Below are 19268 nucleotides of genomic sequence, written 5' to 3'. Positions count from 1 at the left end.
ATGACAGCTCCACCGGCCGAACCGAAGGAACATCGCGCTCTACGCCAAATTGAGCAGCCACCGAAGATCAGTGTCAAGGCGCGGCTGAAGAATCTGCGCTATGAAATCCCCAGCACCATTCTGGGAGTATTGCTCTTTTTCCTGGTGATTCTCCCGATCATCTTCATTGTCATCGCTGCTTTCTCCACCGCGGTGCCCCGTCCAGGAAACGCCGAAGTAGGCAGTTTCACCTGGGCAAACTTCGCAGTGCTGGGAACACCCGAGGGTATCCAAAGCATTATCAACTCACTGATTATCGGGGCCGGGGCCGGTATTCTCTCGCTGCTGATCGGTGCCGTGCTGGCGTTCATTGCCGCACGTACCGACGCCCCATGGAAGCGATTCATTTACATCACCGGTATCGCTCCGATGTTCTTGCCCGCCCTAGTTGGTGCCTTGGCATGGTCAATCTTAGCCAGCCCCACCGCTGGCCACCTGAACCTATTTCTTGAGGCTATTGGCATCGGCTCAGCGCTGAATATTTATTCCTATGCCGGGATCATCTTCGTCCTAGGTTTGTACTACGCTCCGTACGCGTTCATGCTCACCTACAGCTCGTTCTCAATGATGAACGCAGATCTGGAGGAAGCAGCCTCGGTACACGGTGCGAGCTTGGGCCGATTGTTCCGCACGGTTACCCTCCCGCTGTCCATTCCGGCGTTGGCCGGTGCAGCGATCCTGTGCTTCACCCTGGCCATGGAAAACTTCCCGGTCAATGCGATTCTGGGTAACCCAGCGGGTATCGAAACCCTGCCGACATACATCTACCGGTTGATGACCGGGGACTCGCAGCCTAATCAGGCTGCGGGAATCGCTGTGGCCCTAACCCTGGCCGTGATTGTGGTGACCTGGTTCCAACAGCGTGTGGTGAACCGTAAGCGTTTCACCACCCTGACTGGCAAGGGTAACCGCCCACGTCCGGTACCCCTGCGCTGGCTGCGTTGGGTTGCCACCGGATTTGCGATGCTGTACTTCCTGTTCTCGGTTGTGCTTCCGATCGGTGCGTTGATTTTCACCGCGATGAGCAAGAAGGTGTACGTGAACACCTTTGCGGATTTGTTCTCCGGCTTCTCGTTGGATCGCATAGTTGAGGCGCTCTCGCAAGCGGATTTCCAGCAGTCCACTACGAACTCGATCATCATGGCGCTGCTGGCCGCCGGCATCGGTACGATCGTTGCCTTCATGGCTTCGTATGTGCGCTTCCGTACCACGTCGAAGGCTGGCCAGCTTCTGGAGCAGGTATCGATGCTACCTCTGGCTATCCCGCAGGTGGTGCTTGGCATGGGTATTCTCTGGGGTTGGCTCGTACTGCCATTCCCGGTCTTTGGCACCTTGCTGTTGTTGGTGATCGCCACCATTGCGGTGAATATGCCACAGGGGTACCGCAGTGTCTCCTCCTCAATGCTCCAAATGGACAGCGATCTGGAACATAGCGCGGTGATGCTCGGCGCGAATCGGTTGCGCGCGCTGAAGGACGTGACGGTCCCGCTGATGCGCACAGGTCTGGTATCGACCCTTCTATTGTTGCTCATGCTCGGATTGCGTGAGATGAGTGCGGTGCTGTTTGTTTACACTTCGGACACCCGGGTCCTGTCGATCCTGGTCTTCCATAGTTTTGAAAATGGCAGCATCAGCTACTCGGCAGCCATCAGCCTGATTTTCGTACTGCTGATCGCGATTGTCGCTGTGGCCACGCAGGTTATCGGCATTCGTGAGAAGAAGGCTCAGGCCAAGACCAACTAATTCCTCCGTCAGGGCGGACAGAGCTGTCCGCCCTGTACCCTCCCAAATGAAAGGCACTCCCATGAAGATTCGCACTCGCAGTGTCGCAGGCCTTGCGGCCCTAGTACTGGCGCTTAGCGCCTGTGGCGGCTCGGACACCGGTGGTGGCGTCGTCACCGACGAGGCTACGGTGGATACCCAAGAAGGGCTGGTAATCAACGGTGAAGTTATCGCCGACCAGGAACTGTACGAGGCAGCCAAGGACCAGACGCTGACCATCTACACCGGTTATCAGGAAGCCAACCAGACCGTGGTCAATGATGCGTTCACCGCAGACACCGGGATCAAGGTCGAATACATCCGTGACGTGACTAATAAGCTCTCCGAGCGAATCCTCTCCGAACACGGTGCCAATAAGTTGGGCGCCGACGTGATTATCACGTCGGATTACAAGGTCGCCAACGGCTACGACGAGGCCGGAATATGGGATTCCTTCGTGCCCAGCAGCATCGCTGAGATGAAAGATCTGCAGCACAATGACGGTAAGTTCGTGACCTTTGCCAACGTGCCGGTGACCTTCGCGTACAACACCAACAACATTGCCGCTGAAGATGCGCCAACGTCGTGGAAAGATTTGCTCAACCCGGAGTACAAGGGCAAGATCGGTATCGTTCAGGGTACTGCCGGTGGGTCATCGATTGCGTTGAACCGCTTTATTCAGGAGGAAGTCGACCCCGATTTCTGGACAAAGCTCGCCGAACTTGACCCAACCGTGTATGACAGCGGAGGACAGCGTCAGGAAGCTCTGGCCCGCGGTGAACTGATGGTGGCAACCGCCGGTACCGCTGCCGTGAATGTGGCCGTCACCAAGGACGGTGCGCCGATCGAATATGTGGTTCCCGATGAGGGCATCGTGCTTTTTAGCTTCTTTGCCGGAAAGGCATCGACCGCCACGAACCCTGAAGCCGCTGAAGTTTACCTGAACTACACCCTTTCCAAGCGTGGCCAGGATGTTATCCGTCAGGTCGGTGACTACTCGGTACGTAGCGATGTGGCCCCACCAGAAGCCGTCGGTCGCGCCTTGCCACCACTAGATTCGGACCAAGTATGGGTCATGCCAGCCACATCCGAACTGGAATACGCCAGTGCAGACGCCGAAATCTGGCGTGACGCTTTCGGACGCTAATAAATATGAATATCCATTGACGTACCCTGCGTAGGTTAGGTACGAGTGACGGCAGGTTCCCGCATATTTTTGCGGGAACCTGCCGTTCAGTGTGACATGCGTATAACAATCCTCTGCAAGGAGAATCACATGACGAAAGCTGCTTCCGCGGCAGGCTCCGCTCCGCAAAGCGGCCTCTTTGCGGCGTTACGGCACCGCAATTACGCGATTTTCTGGGTTGGTGCGCTGATCTCGAATACCGGAACGTGGCTGGGAAACCTCACCGTGCCCTACGTGTTGTTTCAGGCCACCGGTAGCGCCACTTGGGTGGGTATCGCTGCTGTGGCCCAGTTTGGACCCGTGATGATACTCTCCCCGGTGGGCGGTTTGCTCGCCGACTCGGTGGATCGACGCAAATTATTGTTATGGACGCAGCTGACCCTTTTTATCGTGGCTGCGCTGATGTGGTTGCAATGGCTTAGCGGATTACACGAACCGTGGCTGCTAGTTCTTTTACTTACCTTGGCGGGTGCCGCCAACGGCGTCAACAACCCCACCTGGCAGTCGTTGGTCAACGATCTAGTACCACGCACCGAGGTGTATTCGGCGGTCACCTTGAACTCCTTGCAGTTCAATTTGGGGCGGGCCATTGGGCCGGCGGTTGCCGGTGTCCTGTTGGCCAGTCTTGGGGCGACCTGGGCATTCTTCTTCAATGCGCTTTCCTTCGCGGGAGTTCTGGTGGCTTTGCTGTTTGTGCGGGCCTACCGAAGCATAAAAAAGCCCGCGAAGTCGCTGGGTTTCGCGGTCCAATGGAAACAAACGCTGGGCTACTTAAGTCGAAGCGACATCCTGATCGCTTGTATCCTGCTCTCTTGCGTAGTGGGTTTCGCAGCCAACCCGATCTTTAACCTCACCGTAGTGTTCGCTGAAACCGTGTATCAAACTGATCCCTTAGGTTTCGGTGTGCTGGCCGCGGCATTGGGTGTTGGCGCAGTCCTGTTCGTTGTTGGTGGACTGTTCACCAAAATGAAGTCGGTCAATCTCGCTCGACAACTCGTGATTGGGTTGGTCGTTCTGGCCATAGGGCACGCACTTTATGCCTGGATCGGAACCTTTGCCATGGGAATCGTGGCGGGGTTGATGATCGGCGCGGCTTTCTTGGCCGTTACCTCCATTTTGAACTCGCTGATCCAGCTGACCGCCCCGGATACTTTGCGCGGAAAAATCTTAGCAGCTCGGCATATGGTCTTCTCCTCATCTATCGGTTTGGGCGGATTTATCTCGGGCTATCTCAGCGATATTTGGGGTGTCCAATGGGCCACTTTCGTGCTGGGTGTTATCTTGCTGATCACTTCGATGGTGTTGATCGCATCAAAGAAAATGCGTGGTCGCTTTGAATTGAATTCCTCTCCTGAGCGTCGAGAGCCCTAGAATTCGCCGGGGAAAAGCCCTTTTGTGATTTGAATTCCATCCGGTGATACATCCGGTTTCTCAGTTCAAGCCGATTCGTTTGACTAGAGCTAAACAAACTCACGAAGGAGATATACATGGCCTACAAAATTGAGTCATCCGCATTTAGCCTGACCGAAGAGCAGATCGTCATCCGCGAGGCAATCGATGATTTGTGCCAGCCTTTCGATAACGAATATTGGCGCAAGCACGACACCAACCATACCTACCCGGAAGAGTTCGTTGACGCACTCTACGACGCCGGCTGGATGAGCATGCTGATTCCCGAAGAATACGGTGGCGGCGGCGCGGACATCCGTGACGCTGCGGTGGTGCTGGAGCAGCTCGAGCGCAATGGTTGCTCCGCTGGTGCTGCACGTGCCGGCATGTACACCATGGGTGCGATCCTGCGCCATGGCTCGGATGAGCAGAAGGCCGAGTTCCTCCCAAAGATCGCTTCGGGCGAGTTGCGCTTGCAGTCCTTCGGCGTGACCGAGCCAGATGCTGGCTCGGACACCACCCGCATCAAAACCTTCGCTGTGCGTGAGGGCGATGAGTACGTGGTCAACGGCAACAAAATTTTCATCTCCCGTGTCCAGCACTCGGACCTGCTGCTGTTGCTGACCCGTACCACCAAGCGCGAAGACGCTTCCAAACCAAGCGACGGTTTCACCGTGCTACTGGTAGATCTACGCACCGCCATCGAAAACGGTCAGATCGAGGCAACTCCGATCAAGACTATGGTCAACCACGAAACCAACGAACTGGCAATCCGGAACCTGCGTGTTCCGGTCGCGAACCGTATTGGCGAAGAGGGCAAGGGTTTCAAGGTTATCCTCTCCGGCATGAACTCCGAGCGCGTCATTGTGACCAGTGAATACATCGGTGCAGGATTCTACCTGCTAGATCGTGCCATTCAGTACGCCAATGAACGTGAAGTTTTCGGCCGTAAGATCGGTCAGAACCAGGCAATCCAGGTCCCACTGGCTCGTGCCTACGCTCAGCTACAGGCCGCATCGCTGATGCGTTGGCGTGCCGCCGAAATGTTCGCCGCCGGAGATAACCCACGCTTCGAGGTCAACGGCGCCAAGCTGATGGGTTCGGAGGCGCTGTGGGCTGCCGCCGACGCGGCTTTCGATACTTTCGGTGGCTACGCCGCAGCCGAAGAATACGGAATCGAACGCAAGTGGCGCGAGGCTCGCCTGCCACGTACTGCCCCAATCAGTAATAACCTTGTGCTCGCTGGTATCGCCCACGGCACCCTGGGTCTGCCGAAGTCCTTCTAGACGTGGCCGACTATTCAGCGGAAGTGGGAGCCACCGAGGTGCTAGCGGCGTTTGCCACCGCTGGCACCAAGGCGGCACCCCGCCACTTAGCAGAGGTGGCCCGCGCACTCATTGATACTGTTGCGGTCACCTTGGGTGGTGCCGGTGCACCGGGCGAAGAGATTCTGCGCTCCTGGTCCCGGACTGAGTCCACTGATGGCCCGTCCACGCTGTGGACTAGCGGGGAAAAGACTTCGGCATCCACAGCGGCCCTAGTAAATGGAACAGTGGCGCACTTGCTGGACTTTGACGATATTTCCCCGTCGATGCCGCTGCACCCCAGCGCAGTTTTGTTCCCAGCACTGGTTGCGGCCGCCGAATCTTGGGGCGGCAACGCGGCCAATTCCGAACGTTTTGCTTCCGCCTACATTGTGGGAGCCGCAGCTTTCCGTGCATTAGCAGATGTGCTGCCACAGCATGTGCACTATGCCCGTGGCTGGCACAGCACCTCGACCATTGGTCGGCTGGCTTGTGTCGCCTCCTTGGCCACCCTCGGTGGTTTTGATGTGGCAACTACCCGCCACGCATTGGGTCTGGTCGCCTCGTTGACGGCCGGTTCCCGACCAAATTTTGGCACCATGACCAAGCCCTTGCACGCCGGAGCCGCGGCACGGGATGCTGTCATGGCAGTGGAATTGGCGCGTGCCGGATTCACCGCGAATCCCTCCGAACTGGAAGAGCCCGGTGGCTTCCTCGAACGCTATGGGGACCCGTCGTTGGCGCCGGCCGGCTCGGCCGCCCAAGTTCTAGAAGAACGATTGGACTACTGGAGCGAATCCTGGGTCAGTGACTGGGGTTTGAAGCGCTACGCCAGCTGCTACGGAACTCACCGCGGAATCGACGCGATGTTGCGGATTCGTGAACAGCGGCCGAATGACACTCCGGTGAAAATTGTCGCTACCCTACACACGCGCGGTACCCGCCCGTTGCGCAAGGCGCGGCCCACCACTGGAACCGAAGCTAAATTCAGCCTCGAATACACCTTGGCCGTGGCCTACCTCCGAGGACGGGTGCTTCTTGATGACTTCACCGCCGAAGCCTTTGCCGATCAACACGTGCATGAGCTGATGCCCAAAATCAGTGTCGGTGAATCTGATGTGCCACCGATCGGCCCGGAGGAATTTTCCACTGGCTTTACCGTCGTGGAAGCCACCTTCGCCGACGGTACAGTGCTCGCCGAACGTGTGGAGATCACTCACGGCCAATACGCGGATCCACTGACTCGCGCGGAATTGCGTGAGAAAGTCGCTGACTGTGTCACAGCCGGCGGCTACCAAGAACAGCTCGCCGATCAGATCATTCAAGCGGTTACCGGTGCGCCGGGGCCAGGATTTACTGCAGTCATCCCGAGGAGGGATTCATGAGTCAAGGTAAGCCGCAGGTGCACATCCAGGAAGAAGGGATGCGCGAGGGCATGCAGATCGAAAGCGCTGATATTCCGGCTTCGGAAAAGATTCGCTTGCTCGATGCATTATCCCAGACTGGGCTAAAGCGAATTATTGTTGGTGCCTTCGTCAGTCCCAAATGGACCCCGCAAATGGCCGAAGTTGAAGCGGTTATTGATGGCTTTACACCCGTTGAAGGCGTGGACTATACCGCCATTGTGCTCAACCCGAAGGGTGCCGAACGCCGAGCCGCTTATGGGCATAAGCTCACGCTTCCGGACCCAACTCTAGGACGTAGCAAGATTCATCTGTGCGACGTGTTCGTGCGCCGTAACATCAACCGCAGCCAAGCCTCGGAAATTGAGCAGCTGGAACAGTCGGTAGCTAACGCGGCCGCCAACGGTATTACCCACGCAGAGATTTCGATCAACGCCGCTTGGGGTTCGAACTGGCTCGGCGGCTTCGACGAGGACGAACGACTGCGCCTACTGCAGCTACAATACGACGCCTGGACTGCCGCGGGCATCCCGGTCACCCGTATCCATTTGGGCGACCCGATGAGCTGGAACACGCCCTCGGCAGTTCGCTCAACGCTGCGCCGGATTCTGAAAACCTTCCCCGAGGTGCGCGACTACCACCTCCATCTACACGACGCACGCGGAATGGCCATGCTCTCGGCCTACGCTGCCATCGAGGAACTGGACGAACGCCATAGCCTGCTGATCGACACCGCCATCGGCGGAATGGGCGGTTGCCCATACTGCGGCAATGGCCGAGCCACCCGCATGATCCCCACCGAGGACTTCGCCCATTTCCTGGAGTCCGAGGGGATTGAGACCGGCCTGGACATCGACAAGCTCGTTGAAGCGGGCACCATCGCCGAAGAAGTGGTGGGCCACGAACTGTGGTCGAAGGTGACCGCGGCCGGACCACGTCCCACCGGGGATCGCGTCTACGCGATGGACATGCCATTTGTCGAAACTTTTGAACAGGCACAACATTTCCGGCAGGGACCGAAGGTTTACCAAGGTGCACTCTCGCCTTGGCGTGAACCGGTCACCTCCCCGGTCCGTGACGCGTATGATGCCCGGATCGCCGCAGAGAAGGAGAACTAACCGTGAGTATACCGGGATCATTAAACGGTATTCGTATCGTTGAGATCGGTACGAGTGTCGCTGTGCCTTATGGCTGCCAGATTTTGGCCGACTTTGGTGCTGAAGTCATTAAAATTGAACGTCTCAACGGTGGGGATGACGCCCGCACGTGGGCGCCAATCGTTGATGACGTGTCGATTACTTTCCTGTCGCTGAACCGCAACAAGAAGTCCGTCGTGCTGAACTACAAGGACGAAGAAGGCGCCAAGCTCCTCGAAGAATTACTGCAAACAGCCGACGTGCTGGTGCAGAACCTGCGCCCCGGCGCGCTGGCCAAGGCCGGTTTCTCCTGGGAACGCCTGCAGGAAATTAACCCGAATCTGATCTACGTGGAAATGACCGGATACGGTCGTACCGGGCCACGTCACCTGCAGCCGGCCTACGATGCGATGCTGCAAGCCTACTCCGGCGTGGTCTCCATTACTGGTTCCGAAGACTCTGGTCCGGCGCGTGTGCCACTGTCCATGATGGACATGGGCACCGGTATGTGGATCACCATGGCTGTTTTTGACGGATTGCGTCGCCGCGAGGTTGAAGGCAAGGGTTCACATGTTGAGGTCTCGTTGCTGCAAACCGCGTTGGGGTGGGTCAACACTCCGCTGATGAGTGTGGCCGCCGGTTCACCGGTTCCCAAGCGTTTGGGGTCCGGTTTCCGCGGCAACGTACCCAATGGGGCTTTCCCGGCCTCGGATGGGTATGTGTTCCTCTCGGTGGGTAATAACGACAGCTTCTACCGGTTGCTCGAAGCTATCGAAGCCGAGCACCTGAAAGATGCCGAAGGTTTCGAAGATAATCTGGCTCGCGTGCAGAACCGAAATAGGGTCAACGAGGCCTTGGGTGAAGCTACCGTGAAGTTCACCATGGATGAACTCTTGCAGCGGCTTGATGCGGCCAAGGTACCGCATTCGGCGGTTAACACCCTGGATAAGGTCATCACCGATCCGCAAGTGCAGGCCCTTGGTCAACTTGAAGAGCTGGAGCACCCGCAGCTGGGACGCTACACCGCGGTGAACACCCCGTTGACTGTTAACGGCGAATACTTAGCCCACACCCAAGCCCCACCATTGCTGGGGTCGGATACCGCCGCGGTACTCGGTGGACTGGGTCTGTCGGATGAACGGATTAGTGATTTGTTGAGTGCCGGGATTATTGAGACCGGTGAACCGCAGCCAAAGAACGAAGGAAACGCGTAATGAGTGATGATGGACTGATTAGCGGAACCACCGACGAAGTGCTCTACGAGGTACGCGATAAGGTCGCCTGGATTACGATTAACCGTCCGGAGCGCCGCAATGCGATGAGCCGGCACACCGTACAGCTATTGGTCAAGGCCTTCGTGGAAGCCGAAGAAGACCGTGATGTTTGGGCAGTAGTCATCACCGGCACCGGGGATAAGGCCTTCTGCGCCGGTGGTGATATGAAGGAAATGAACTCCATCGCTAAGGCTGGTCGCCAGGTGCACACGCCAATGACCGGTGAATATCGTGCCTTGTTAGAAGTCATGCTCGAAACGTACAAGCCAGTGATTGCGGCCATTAACGGCCATGCGTTGGCCGGCGGGTGCGAAATCACCCTAGCCAGTGATATCCGTATTGCTGTGGCAGGAGCCACTATCGGTTTGACCGAGGCTCGCCGTGGGATGGGCGCCAACTTCGGTTCGGTGGTGCTACCGCGACTGATTCCACGCGCCCAAGCCATGGACATGTTGTACACCGGACGGATGGTTCCGGTGGAGGAAGCCGCGGAAATGGGCTTGGTGAACAAGGTTGTTGCCCGTGAAGACTTCGAAACCGAAGTCACCAACTACGTGGCCAGCATTGTGGCTAACTCGCCGGTCTCTACCCGCCGGTACAAGGAAATGGCCACTAAGAGCTGGGGGCTTCCAGTCAGTTCGGCCTTGCGTCTAAACGTTGGGCCCAACCCTTACACCAGTGAAGATCGCGCTGAGGGCGTGGCCGCTTTCCTCGAAAAGCGTGCGCCAGTCTGGAAGAACCGGTAAAAGTTATGAACCTGCTGGATATTACCCGTTGGGAGAACAAGGTTGCCTTGGTTGAGGGGTGGGTTGCCGGGAACGGAGAATCACTCACCGTTCGTGAAGCAGCCACCGGGCACACGTTAGCGCAACTGGGCACGGTCAGCGTGGAGCAGGTCGCTCAGGCAGCCAGCGATGCCCGCGAGGCACAGCGCCGTTGGGCGGCACTGGCCCCTTCCGAACGCGGGGCAGTGATGCGCCGTGCCGGTGACCTGTTCGCCCAGTACGCCGATGAGATTGCCCCATGGGCAGTGCGTGAAACCGGCGGAACCTGGGCCAAGGCGCAGGTAGAGATCCGTTCGGCCGTGATTGAATGTCATGAGGCGGCCGGACTGCCCACGCACCCGCAGGGGGACGTGCTAGCCACCAACAAGAAGCGTTGGTCCTTCTCCAAACGGGTTCCAGCAGGGGTCGTGACGGTCATTTCACCGTTCAATTTCCCGCTGACACTCGGGATCCGTTCTGTGGCCCCGGCCCTGGCCCTGGGTAATGCGGTACTGCTGAAGCCGGATCCACGCACTTCGGTGACCGGTGGTGTGGTGATTCAACGGATCTTTGAAGAGGCCGGGCTGCCGCCCGGTGTCCTTCAGCTTTTGCCAGGTGGCGCGGATATTGGTGTCGCGGTGGTCAACGCGCCACAAGTGCGAATCATTTCCTTCACCGGATCCACCGCGGCCGGGCAGAAAATCGGTCAGGCCGCCGCCGCGCAGATGAAACGAGCGCACCTGGAACTAGGCGGAAATAATGCCCTGGTGGTGTTGCCAGGCGCTGATATCAAGCAGGCGGCCGCTGCTGGTGCCTACGGCTCCTTCTTGCATCAGGGACAGATTTGCCAAGCTACCGGTCGGCATCTGGTACATGAGTCACAGGTTCAGGACTACCTGGAAGAGCTGACGCGGATTGCCAAGGAATTGCGGGTGGGTGACCCATACCGAGAAACCGGCATTCAAATTGGGCCGGTGATTGACGAAGGTCAACTGCGCGGGATCGATTCGCTGGTACAGGGTGCCGTGGCCAACGGGGCGCAGGTTCATGCCGGCGGGGTCCGCGCGGGTAACTGCTATCAGCCTACCGTGCTGTCGAATCTCGAGTCGGAGATGCCCGTCTGGGCTGAGGAGATCTTTGGGCCGGTTGCTCCGGTGCTCAGCTACTCCACGATCGATGAAGCTGTTGAGCTGGTTAACGCCAGCAACTTCGGTCTTTCGGTTGCACTACTGGGTGATGTCGGGGTGGCCATGGAGGTATCCGAGCGGATCCACAGCGGCGTGGTGCACATTAATGAGCAGACTGTGGGCGATGAAACCATGGCACCCTTCGGCGGTATAGGGTCCTCGGGTAACGGGGCGCGCTTCGGCGGGCCGGAGGCAAATTTTGAAGCCTTTACCGAAACGCAATGGGTTACCGTGCAGGGAAGCATTGAGCGCTATGTCATCCCTGCGGGGGAATCGACCGAATCGCGTTAGAATTACCTCCTATGGGCGCAATATTTCGGTGTCGCGTTCTGCGGTTTATTTACGGAGGTCATTTTGGTTGGCAAGGTTTCCACCGAGCAAGGTGAGGAATCAAGACGTTCGGTTCTTGGGCGCGCCTTCGAGATCCTCGATTGTTTTGTTGGCGGCCAGGAAATGACTGTCGCCGGTATTTGCGAACAGACCGGTTTGCCACCGGCCACCGTCCACCGGATGCTCGCGGCCCTCGTGGAATGGGAGGGCGTGGAGCGCACCTCGCGCGGCCGGTACCGGCTCGGAGCGCGGATCTGGCGACTTGGGGTTAGCGCTCCACAGATCCGCCGGCTGCGTGAACTTTCGCAGCCATATCTAGTGAACCTGCATATGGCTACCCGCGGAACAGTGTATTTGGGTGTGCGAGATGGCCAGGATGCGGTATTCGGCGATCGGATTACCCGGGTCAAGCCAACAGTGTTGTCGTCCTACGTTACTCGACGAATGCCCTTGCAGAGTACTGCCTGTGGACGGGTGCTTCTGGCATACAACCAGGAAGCGTGGCAGAATCTGCAACGGGATGCGCAGGTTCTGCAGGAAGCTGAAGACATTGCCGCACGCGGCATCACGGCCGCCGAGAGTGATCAGGGGGCACGGCCGCCGGCTGATCTTGCCGCCTTGGGTAGGGAGCTGGTCTCCATCCGCTCCAACGGGTATGCGGTAATTCGCAATGACGGGTTGCGCGGACGGACTTCCGTGGCCGCTCCGGTTTACGGAGAAGACGGGGCTGTGGTGGCCAGTCTGACGGTTTCCTTTCCGGAAACCCGCATCCCCGAACCGCGCACCATTCTTCCCCAAGTGTTAGGTACGGCGCGCGCAATCAGTAACGACCTGGCGCGTCATGCTCGTGATTTACCGTCGTCTAGCTCCGAATCGTGATCTGAGGACACCTGTGCAACCCTCAACGCGGTTGTATGCTTACCGAGGAAATAATAATTGACTGCCAAACGTGAAAAAGACCAGCCGGCCTATCCCATCGGATCCGTGGATAAAGCCTTGCGTCTCGTGGTGATGGTCGCTGAGAACCCAGCTGGAATTCGTATCGGCGATGCTGCCAGCATGTTGGATGTGGCTGCTTCCACGGCGCATCGCCTCCTGCAGATGCTAGTTCATCGTGGGTTTGCCAGGCAGGATGCCGAAACGAAAATGTACCACCCCGGTGAAACCCTGGATCGGCTCTCGGATCAGCGGGAGCGTACGCGCCAGATCGCCCGGCCGTTTTTGGAATCTTTGGTGGGCAAGTTCAGCGAAACCATCCATCTCAGTACCTTAGAAGGTACCCAAGCGTTAACAATTCTCTCGGTAGAAAGCCCGCATATGTTGCGGGTGGGTAATCGTGAGGGACACGCCCAACCGGCTGCCCGCAGTGGGATGGGCAGGGTGTTGCTCTCCGGCAGTACCAAGGAGACAATCGATACCGCATTGGAAGCCGACGGAGCCGATGAGACCCGATTTGCACAGAGTATCGATGCGTTGCAGCAACAAGGCTACTTGGTGCAACACGGTGAAATTGAAGCCGGGGTCAGCACCGTAGCTGTCCCGGTGCCGGGTCCCGCCGGTAAGGCGCCGTACGCGATCGGCGTAACCTATCCGACCGGTCGAATAGAGGAGAAAAATCTGCCGAACCTAGTCCAAGAAATGACCGCTGCAGCCCAGCGGCTGAGCGATGAACTCGGAAGCTGAATAGTTGGGTCTGCTGACGGTTTAGTTGACACCGTGGTTTATGCCGCCAGAGCGACTGACTCGATTATCGCAGCTTCAAACTGGCGTTTGATGGTCACCGAACGGATTCCGGCCTTGTTACACGGTCGCCACACCCGCCGTTCCAAGACCTGATAACCCAGATCTTCCAGATCGTCGGCCAACACCCGGTACCCGCCCTCGGGGTCGTTCTGATGCGGTTCGTGCAGCTTCGCAGTGAGCTCTTAGGCTTCCAGATCCCTTGCCGAGATAGGGTGCTTCAACCATTTGTAGTATGCCTGAGTGCTAAACCCCAGAAGCTAAGCACGTCATCACCACTTCGAATACGTTTCCTGCCTGTTCTGGCGGCCAATTCACGATTGAAGCGACGCTATTATTTTGGGGAGTAGATAGGTGGCTGCGCTAGGTAGGCTGCGGCCTTGCGCAGTACCTCGTTCTCCATCCCGAGTTCCCGACTGCGCTTGAGCGCCTGGGACATGTCTTTGCGTTCGTCCGGGTCAGCGAAGGGGGTCATCCCCTACATGTGGAACCGGGTAACGCCCAACCTAAGACTGCAGTGCAGTCTTAGGAACACCGAGGTCCTGAGTGACCTGCTTCGGAGGAATCCCCGATTCTTCCAGTGCCACGGCGTCGTTTTTGAACTCAGCAGTGTAGACATTCTTGGCCAAGATTGATTCCTTCTTTTGGGCACAACCATACAAAGGCTATGCGATCGAAGTGTCAACCAAACCGTGAGAAGACCCTCGGGCATCTGGAACGCTTCTGGACAGGACAAGTGTAGCCAGAAACAAGAATGGAGAAACGCTTGGACCCGTGTGATTCCGCGGTTCCAAGCGTTTTCCCTAACGTATCCTTACACCGGGTAGTTACGTACCTTCGGAGCACGATCGATCGGCATGAACATCCAGTCCAAGTTCGAATATTCGGTTGGGCGGTGATCCTTGAAGGTGTGGTTGCGAATGTTTCGGCCAATACCTTCGATGTGGAAGAGTTCACCGGCCACACGAGCCAAACGCTGAATGTTGCCGGCGTGCTCCAGACGGCGGTCCTCATAGTTGGTGAAAGCCTGAGCTACATCCTCGGTGGCACCGAGTTCTTCGGCCATGACGATAGCGTCGTCGATAGACTGTGCGCCACCCTGAGCCAGATACTGAACCATGGCGTGTGCGGCATCACCGAGTAGGGCGACATTGCCATCAACCCAAACATCGGCCGGGTTGCGGTCGTACATTGGCCAGCGGATATCGCGGCTGAGGTAACGGCTGGCATTCTGCACGGCATCGCAGCAAACCGAGAAGCGTGCGTCTAATTCCTCCGGGGTTCCCCAGTTGTCGTGATCTGGCGAGTAGGAATCGGACTTGAACACTGCCACATTGTTGTAGAGCTTGCCGCCGCGCAGTGGGTACTGAATCAGGTGCATGTTTGGGCCAAGCCAGCATAGTACGGCTGGGGAGGACGTGACATCCTCTCCGACAGCTTCGATTGGCACGGTTCCGCGGTAGGCGACGTATTGCGAGGCCACCAAATCGTCCTTGACGATCTGATCGCGCAGGTTGGAGCGGATGCCATCGGCGCCGATCACAGCATCGGCCAGATATTCGGCTCCACCCAGTGTCTTGACCAGCACGGTGCCGTCGGCCTGATTCTCGGCGCTAAGGACTTCGCGATCGGTTTCTAAGCTAACCTTGCCGCTTTCCTGACAGGCCTCCAGCAGAGCGGAGTGCAGGTCCGCGCGGTGGGTCACGATGTAGGGGTAACCGTAGTGAGCCTTGAACTCATCGCCCAGGTCGATGGTGGCGATGGTCTCGCCGGTGACGGCATCAATGTAGATCTTGCGTTCTGGGAAAACCGCATCCTTCATGACCTTGTCCAGCACGCCGAGTCGATCCAGCGCCGAAAGTGCGTTGGGAGCCAGCTGAATACCCGCACCAACTTCTCCGAATTGTGGGGCGCGCTCAAGTACGTGAACGTTTTTACCAGCCTTGGCCAGACCTGCTGCGGTAGCCAAGCCGCCAATGCCGCCACCGACGATCAGAGTCTCTACTTTCGTGGGCTGCTGCGCCATGTCATTCTCCTTTGTGAATCGATGCTCGCCATGATCGGCGTCAGGCAGAGTCTAATTCTGTATAGCGGAATTAATTTCGTTGTTACAGAATATGTGCTTGAAGGGTAGTAGGTCAACAACCGATTGCTTCCTCTCTCAATCAGTGAGAGATAGCCTTTGCTCGGTGCTTGACCGGCTCTTAAGGTAGGAATTAATAACCCGCAGTGTGACTTTGGTGCCCGGCGTCCGCCACTGAATGTCCTTAACAAGGAGCCGATCGTGAAAATTGTTGTCCTGATCAAGGAAGTCCCCGATACCTACGGGGAACGTAAACTGTCTTTGGAAACGGGCCTAGCTGACCGTGCCGCCGGAGACGTGGTGATGGACGAGATCGGCGAACGGGCCATAGAAGTCGCACTGTCGTACGCCGATGCGAATGCAGACACGGAAGTTATCCTCCTGTCCATGGGGCCGGAGAGCGCGCAGGCCACGATTCGTAAGGGACTGGCAATGGGTGCCACCCGCGCAGTACAGGTTGCCGATGAGAAATTGCTCGGGGCAGATCTGTTGCTCACCTCCGAGGTGCTTGCCGCAGCTCTATCTCGCCTTGAAGCGGATCTGATTATCGCTGGAAACCAGTCCACAGACGGTTCCGGCGGTGTATTGCCATCGATGCTCGCGGAGCGCATGAACCTACCGCAGCTGACCTTCCTCTCCAGCGTGGAAATCACAGCGGACAAGGTGTCGGGTAACCGTGCAACCGATGCCGGCAACGCCACGGTCAGTGCTGAACTACCGGCGATAATCTCGGTGACCGAGGCGCTACCCGATGGACGTTTTCCCAACTTCAAGGGCATTATGGCCGCCAAAAAGAAGCCATTTGAGACCCTAAGCACCGCCGACCTGGGAGTTGACGTGGAGCGATTGGATATCCCGCGCGTAATTATGACCACCGCGGCCGCCAAGCCACCACGTAGCGCGGGTGTGAAGATCGTTGATGACGGTGATGCCGGACGCAAATTGGCCGAATTCCTCATCGAGAACAAGCTGGTATAGGGAGCACTAACATGACTGAATTTGCAGATAATTCCATTCTGGTTCTTCTGGACACCCTGCCAGACGGAGCGCTCGCTAAGAGCTCCGCCGGACTATTGGGCGGTGCCACCGCGTTGGGTACCCCGGTAGCGTTGCTCGCCGGCAACCCCACCGAACTTGTAGCCGCGGTACAGAACGCCGCGGATCTTGGTGCCGTCCACGTCTTGCTGGCCGATACCGCTGCCGCAAGTAAGTTGAGCGTAACCACGGTCGATGCCTTGGAAGCCGCCAGCCGGCTGGTAAACCCCCAGGCCGTGCTGATCTCCAACTCTGTTGAGGGCCGCGATGTTGCCGGCCGCTTTGCGGTACGCGCCAGCACCGGCATCTTGGTTGACGCAGTGGACGTCGCCCGCGATGATCAGGGCATCATTGCCAAACATTCGGTGTTCGGTGGCGAGTTCTTGGTGGAATCGGCCTTGACTTATGGCATGCCCGTGATCACCGTGCGCCACGGCGCCATCGAGGCACGGGCCGAAGCGAAACCACTGCAGCGCAAGGACCTAGATTTGAGCGCTTCGGAAAACCGCGCGGCAGATGTGATTTCCTTCGAAGCTGCGGAGGTGAACACCTCGCGTCCAGAACTGCGTGGGGCCGCCAGGGTTGTTTCCGGCGGTCGCGGACTGGGTTCGGCCGAAAAATTTGAGCTGGTTGGGCAGCTGGCCGATGAGCTGGGGGCCGCGGTAGGTGCCTCGCGTGCCGCTGTTGACGCTGGCTATGTACCTTACTCTTACCAGGTTGGTCAGACCGGTGTTTCGGTATCGCCACAGTTGTACATCGCTTTGGGGATCTCCGGGGCAATCCAGCACAAGGCCGGAATGCAGACTGCTAAGACGATTGTCGCGGTGAACCAAGATGCGGATGCGCCAATCTTCGACGTGGCCGATTTCGCCGTGGTGGGTGACCTCTTTTCCGTGATTCCACAGACCATTGAGGCGCTCCAGGCGAAGAAGGCAGAAAGTTGAGCAATACCGCCACACTAGTAACCCTGCGACGCGGACTTCCGCGTAGTCCGGGTTCCGAGGCGTGGCCGATTATCGATCAACCCATTGAGGTCAGTGCCGGCAACGCGCTCGCTCGAATTTCTCCCGCAGCTGCAGACGCGGTCGTCGAGTCCCCCCGGCCGGTTGTAGCAGCGGCTACCAGCACCGACGTTCCAGCACCGCCTGCGCCTGTGGCTCCTGCCGTTACCAACGTATGCGTAACGGAGCAGGTAACGTTGCGTCGCGGCCTCCCTCGAACGCCTGGTGAAACACACTGGCCACTGGTGAACAGCACCTCGGTGCTGGGCACAGGGCCGGCGGCCCTGGCAGTCGCCGCTGAACAACCCGTTGCGGCTGTCACCGCGCAAGCTGCCACTCCTGTAGCTTTGCAGGAGCCGGTAGTAACCTCCCAGTCTGTGGCAGCACCTCAGGCCAGTGGACAGACTGTAACCGTAGAGCAGAGCCTTCGTCAGGGTTTGCCACGTGTGGTTGGTGAAGAACATTGGCCACTGAGTGCCACGGCTTTGGTACAGCAGTTTGTGCCGACCGCAGAAGCGGAACACGCCCCGGTTGCCGAGGCATCGGCCGTCGAGCAGATCGCGGCAACACCCCCGTCCGCAACCGTCGCTTCGGCTACCGCACAGCCTGTGCAGTCCCGGCCGACCGTGGCAAAGCTTGCGGATTCTAAACTCACAGGTTCCAAGCCCGTCCAGCCTGGCCCGCCGTTGCTAGCAAATAAGTGGGCCAAGGTCGCGTTGGTGGGCATTGGCCTGATTGTAGTTGCCGCAATTGCCGTCCTGGCTACTCGGATGTTCCTCAGTTCGGATGGCGGACAAAGCTTCCTGAGCAAGTATCCCGGCGAATATCATCTGCCCGAGACTGCTCCAGTAGGCTTCCCTGCATGGTTGGGTTGGCAGCACTTCTTGAACGTCTTTTTGATGGTTCTGATTATTCGTTCGGGTATTCAGATCCGCGGGGAAACCCGTCCCAAGGCGTTCTGGACGCCAAATGGGAAATCGGGTGGAAAGGTTAGCCTGACGATCTGGTTCCATCAATCAGTTGACTTGCTTTGGCTGATCAATGGTGTGGTATTTATGGTGTTGCTGTTTGCCACCGGACAATGGATGCGCGTTATTCCAACCTCTTGGGAGGTTTTCCCGAATGCTATTTCTGCGGGCCTGCAGTATATGTCCTTGGACTGGCCGACAGACAATGGTTGGGTGAACTACAACTCGCTACAGCAGTTGGCTTATTTCACCACGATCTTCATTGCCGCCCCGTTGGCCGCTGCGACCGGTTTCCGGATGTCGGGCATGTGGCCAAAGCGCGCCACGAAGCTTAGCGCCATCTACCCGATGGAGCTAGCACGCAAGATCCATTTCCCGGTCATGCTGTACTTCGTGGCATTCATCTTGGTCCACGTGGCACTGGTGTTGTCCACCGGTGCGCTTCGGAACTTGAATCATATGTACGCGGCTCAGGGGTCCGTAGATCCTACTGAGTACGCAAACAACTGGTTCGGCTTCTGGATGTTTGTCGTCTCACTTGCGGTGATTGTCGGTGCGGCCCTGGCCGCCCGTCCATTCATTCTGGCACCGATTGCCTCGCTCTTCGGTAAGGTCAGTTCGCGTTAGCTTAGCGAAAAAGAAGGATCCTCCAACATTCGGGTGGAGGA

15 protein-coding genes and 1 pseudogene are annotated in these 19268 nt (G+C 57.9%); 14 read left to right on the top strand and 2 right to left on the bottom strand.

Annotation, left to right across the window (positions count from 1 at the left end; all coding sequences use genetic code 11):
• From ACQQZ8_RS14760 to ACQQZ8_RS14710, 11 genes are all read left to right on the top strand, one after another.
• A complete protein-coding gene (locus ACQQZ8_RS14760; RefSeq protein ID WP_431710558.1) occupies window positions 1–1782 on the top strand; it encodes an ABC transporter permease in 1782 nt (593 codons plus the stop codon).
• A gap of 61 nt (window positions 1783–1843) precedes the next feature.
• Entirely contained in the window at window positions 1844–2947 is a 1104-nt protein-coding gene (locus ACQQZ8_RS14755) for an ABC transporter substrate-binding protein (RefSeq protein ID WP_431710557.1), read from the top strand.
• A gap of 129 nt (window positions 2948–3076) precedes the next feature.
• Window positions 3077–4357 (top strand): MFS transporter, encoded by a 1281-nt coding sequence (locus ACQQZ8_RS14750; RefSeq protein ID WP_431710556.1) that lies wholly within the window; start codon window positions 3077–3079, stop codon window positions 4355–4357.
• A gap of 116 nt (window positions 4358–4473) precedes the next feature.
• Window positions 4474–5661 (top strand): acyl-CoA dehydrogenase family protein, encoded by a 1188-nt coding sequence (locus ACQQZ8_RS14745; RefSeq protein WP_431710555.1) that lies wholly within the window; start codon window positions 4474–4476, stop codon window positions 5659–5661.
• A gap of 2 nt (window positions 5662–5663) precedes the next feature.
• Window positions 5664–7064 carry an MmgE/PrpD family protein gene (locus ACQQZ8_RS14740; protein ID WP_431710554.1) on the top strand — a complete coding sequence of 467 codons (1401 nt, stop codon included), beginning with the start codon at window positions 5664–5666 and terminating at the stop codon, window positions 7062–7064.
• Window positions 7061–8200 (top strand): citramalate synthase, encoded by a 1140-nt coding sequence (locus ACQQZ8_RS14735; protein WP_431710553.1) that lies wholly within the window; start codon window positions 7061–7063, stop codon window positions 8198–8200. Before ACQQZ8_RS14740 ends, ACQQZ8_RS14735 begins: the two co-directional genes overlap by 4 nt.
• 2 nt (window positions 8201–8202) lie before the next feature.
• Window positions 8203–9432 carry a CaiB/BaiF CoA transferase family protein gene (locus tag ACQQZ8_RS14730; RefSeq protein ID WP_431710552.1) on the top strand — a complete coding sequence of 410 codons (1230 nt, stop codon included), beginning with the start codon at window positions 8203–8205 and terminating at the stop codon, window positions 9430–9432.
• Window positions 9432–10238 carry an enoyl-CoA hydratase/isomerase family protein gene (locus tag ACQQZ8_RS14725; RefSeq protein ID WP_431710551.1) on the top strand — a complete coding sequence of 269 codons (807 nt, stop codon included), beginning with the start codon at window positions 9432–9434 and terminating at the stop codon, window positions 10236–10238. The genes ACQQZ8_RS14730 and ACQQZ8_RS14725 overlap by 1 nt, the downstream gene beginning before the upstream one ends.
• Before the next feature lie 5 nt (window positions 10239–10243).
• Window positions 10244–11734 (top strand): aldehyde dehydrogenase family protein, encoded by a 1491-nt coding sequence (locus ACQQZ8_RS14720; RefSeq protein WP_431710550.1) that lies wholly within the window; start codon window positions 10244–10246, stop codon window positions 11732–11734.
• Between the two features lie 63 nt (window positions 11735–11797).
• Window positions 11798–12652 carry an IclR family transcriptional regulator gene (locus tag ACQQZ8_RS14715; RefSeq protein WP_431710549.1) on the top strand — a complete coding sequence of 285 codons (855 nt, stop codon included), beginning with the start codon at window positions 11798–11800 and terminating at the stop codon, window positions 12650–12652.
• Between the two features lie 57 nt (window positions 12653–12709).
• The gene (locus ACQQZ8_RS14710; RefSeq protein WP_431710548.1) at window positions 12710–13456 is read left to right on the top strand and encodes an IclR family transcriptional regulator; all 747 of its coding nucleotides are present in this window, start codon (window positions 12710–12712) and stop codon (window positions 13454–13456) included.
• An 80-nt stretch (window positions 13457–13536) separates the two neighbouring features.
• Here the strand turns inward: ACQQZ8_RS14710 and ACQQZ8_RS14705 are convergent.
• Together ACQQZ8_RS14705 and ACQQZ8_RS14700 are read right to left on the bottom strand one after the other, a co-directional pair.
• Window positions 13537–14142: pseudogene (locus ACQQZ8_RS14705) on the bottom strand (transposase); the annotation flags it as partial.
• A 185-nt stretch (window positions 14143–14327) separates the two neighbouring features.
• Window positions 14328–15539 carry an FAD-dependent monooxygenase gene (locus ACQQZ8_RS14700; RefSeq protein WP_431710547.1) on the bottom strand — a complete coding sequence of 404 codons (1212 nt, stop codon included), beginning with the start codon at window positions 15537–15539 and terminating at the stop codon, window positions 14328–14330.
• Window positions 15540–15797: 258 nt separating this feature from the next.
• Here ACQQZ8_RS14700 and ACQQZ8_RS14695 point away from each other — a divergent pair, with 258 nt between their 5' ends.
• The 3 genes from ACQQZ8_RS14695 (at window position 15798) to ACQQZ8_RS14685 (ending at window position 19227) form a co-directional block, all read left to right on the top strand.
• Window positions 15798–16574, top strand: coding sequence for an electron transfer flavoprotein subunit beta/FixA family protein (locus ACQQZ8_RS14695; RefSeq protein WP_431710546.1), 777 nt, complete (start codon window positions 15798–15800; stop codon window positions 16572–16574).
• A gap of 11 nt (window positions 16575–16585) precedes the next feature.
• Complete coding sequence (locus ACQQZ8_RS14690; protein WP_431710545.1) at window positions 16586–17575, top strand: electron transfer flavoprotein subunit alpha/FixB family protein; 990 nt, start codon at window positions 16586–16588, stop codon at window positions 17573–17575.
• A gap of 302 nt (window positions 17576–17877) precedes the next feature.
• Window positions 17878–19227, top strand: coding sequence for a cytochrome b/b6 domain-containing protein (locus ACQQZ8_RS14685; RefSeq protein ID WP_431710544.1), 1350 nt, complete (start codon window positions 17878–17880; stop codon window positions 19225–19227).
• Window positions 19228–19268: the final 41 nt, after the last annotated feature.

The sequence above is a fragment of the Glutamicibacter uratoxydans genome (assembly GCF_050753455.1).
Classification (GTDB): domain Bacteria; phylum Actinomycetota; class Actinomycetes; order Actinomycetales; family Micrococcaceae; genus Glutamicibacter; species Glutamicibacter uratoxydans_A.
This window is presented reverse-complemented; position numbering and strand designations above follow the sequence as displayed.

Excerpts from the sequence above, each read along its gene's own strand:
- ACQQZ8_RS14760 (WP_431710558.1), top strand. The coding sequence starts at position 1 with ATGACAGCTCCACCGGCCGAACCGAAGGAACATCGCGCTCTACGCCAA.
- ACQQZ8_RS14735 (WP_431710553.1), top strand. The coding sequence starts at position 7,061 with ATGAGTCAAGGTAAGCCGCAGGTGCACATCCAGGAAGAAGGGATGCGC.
- ACQQZ8_RS14700 (WP_431710547.1), bottom strand. The coding sequence starts at position 15,539 with ATGGCGCAGCAGCCCACGAAAGTAGAGACTCTGATCGTCGGTGGCGGC.
- ACQQZ8_RS14690 (WP_431710545.1), top strand. The coding sequence starts at position 16,586 with ATGACTGAATTTGCAGATAATTCCATTCTGGTTCTTCTGGACACCCTG.
- ACQQZ8_RS14745 (WP_431710555.1), top strand. The coding sequence starts at position 4,474 with ATGGCCTACAAAATTGAGTCATCCGCATTTAGCCTGACCGAAGAGCAG.
- ACQQZ8_RS14725 (WP_431710551.1), top strand. The coding sequence starts at position 9,432 with ATGAGTGATGATGGACTGATTAGCGGAACCACCGACGAAGTGCTCTAC.
- ACQQZ8_RS14750 (WP_431710556.1), top strand. The coding sequence starts at position 3,077 with ATGACGAAAGCTGCTTCCGCGGCAGGCTCCGCTCCGCAAAGCGGCCTC.
- ACQQZ8_RS14755 (WP_431710557.1), top strand. The coding sequence starts at position 1,844 with ATGAAGATTCGCACTCGCAGTGTCGCAGGCCTTGCGGCCCTAGTACTG.
- ACQQZ8_RS14720 (WP_431710550.1), top strand. The coding sequence starts at position 10,244 with ATGAACCTGCTGGATATTACCCGTTGGGAGAACAAGGTTGCCTTGGTT.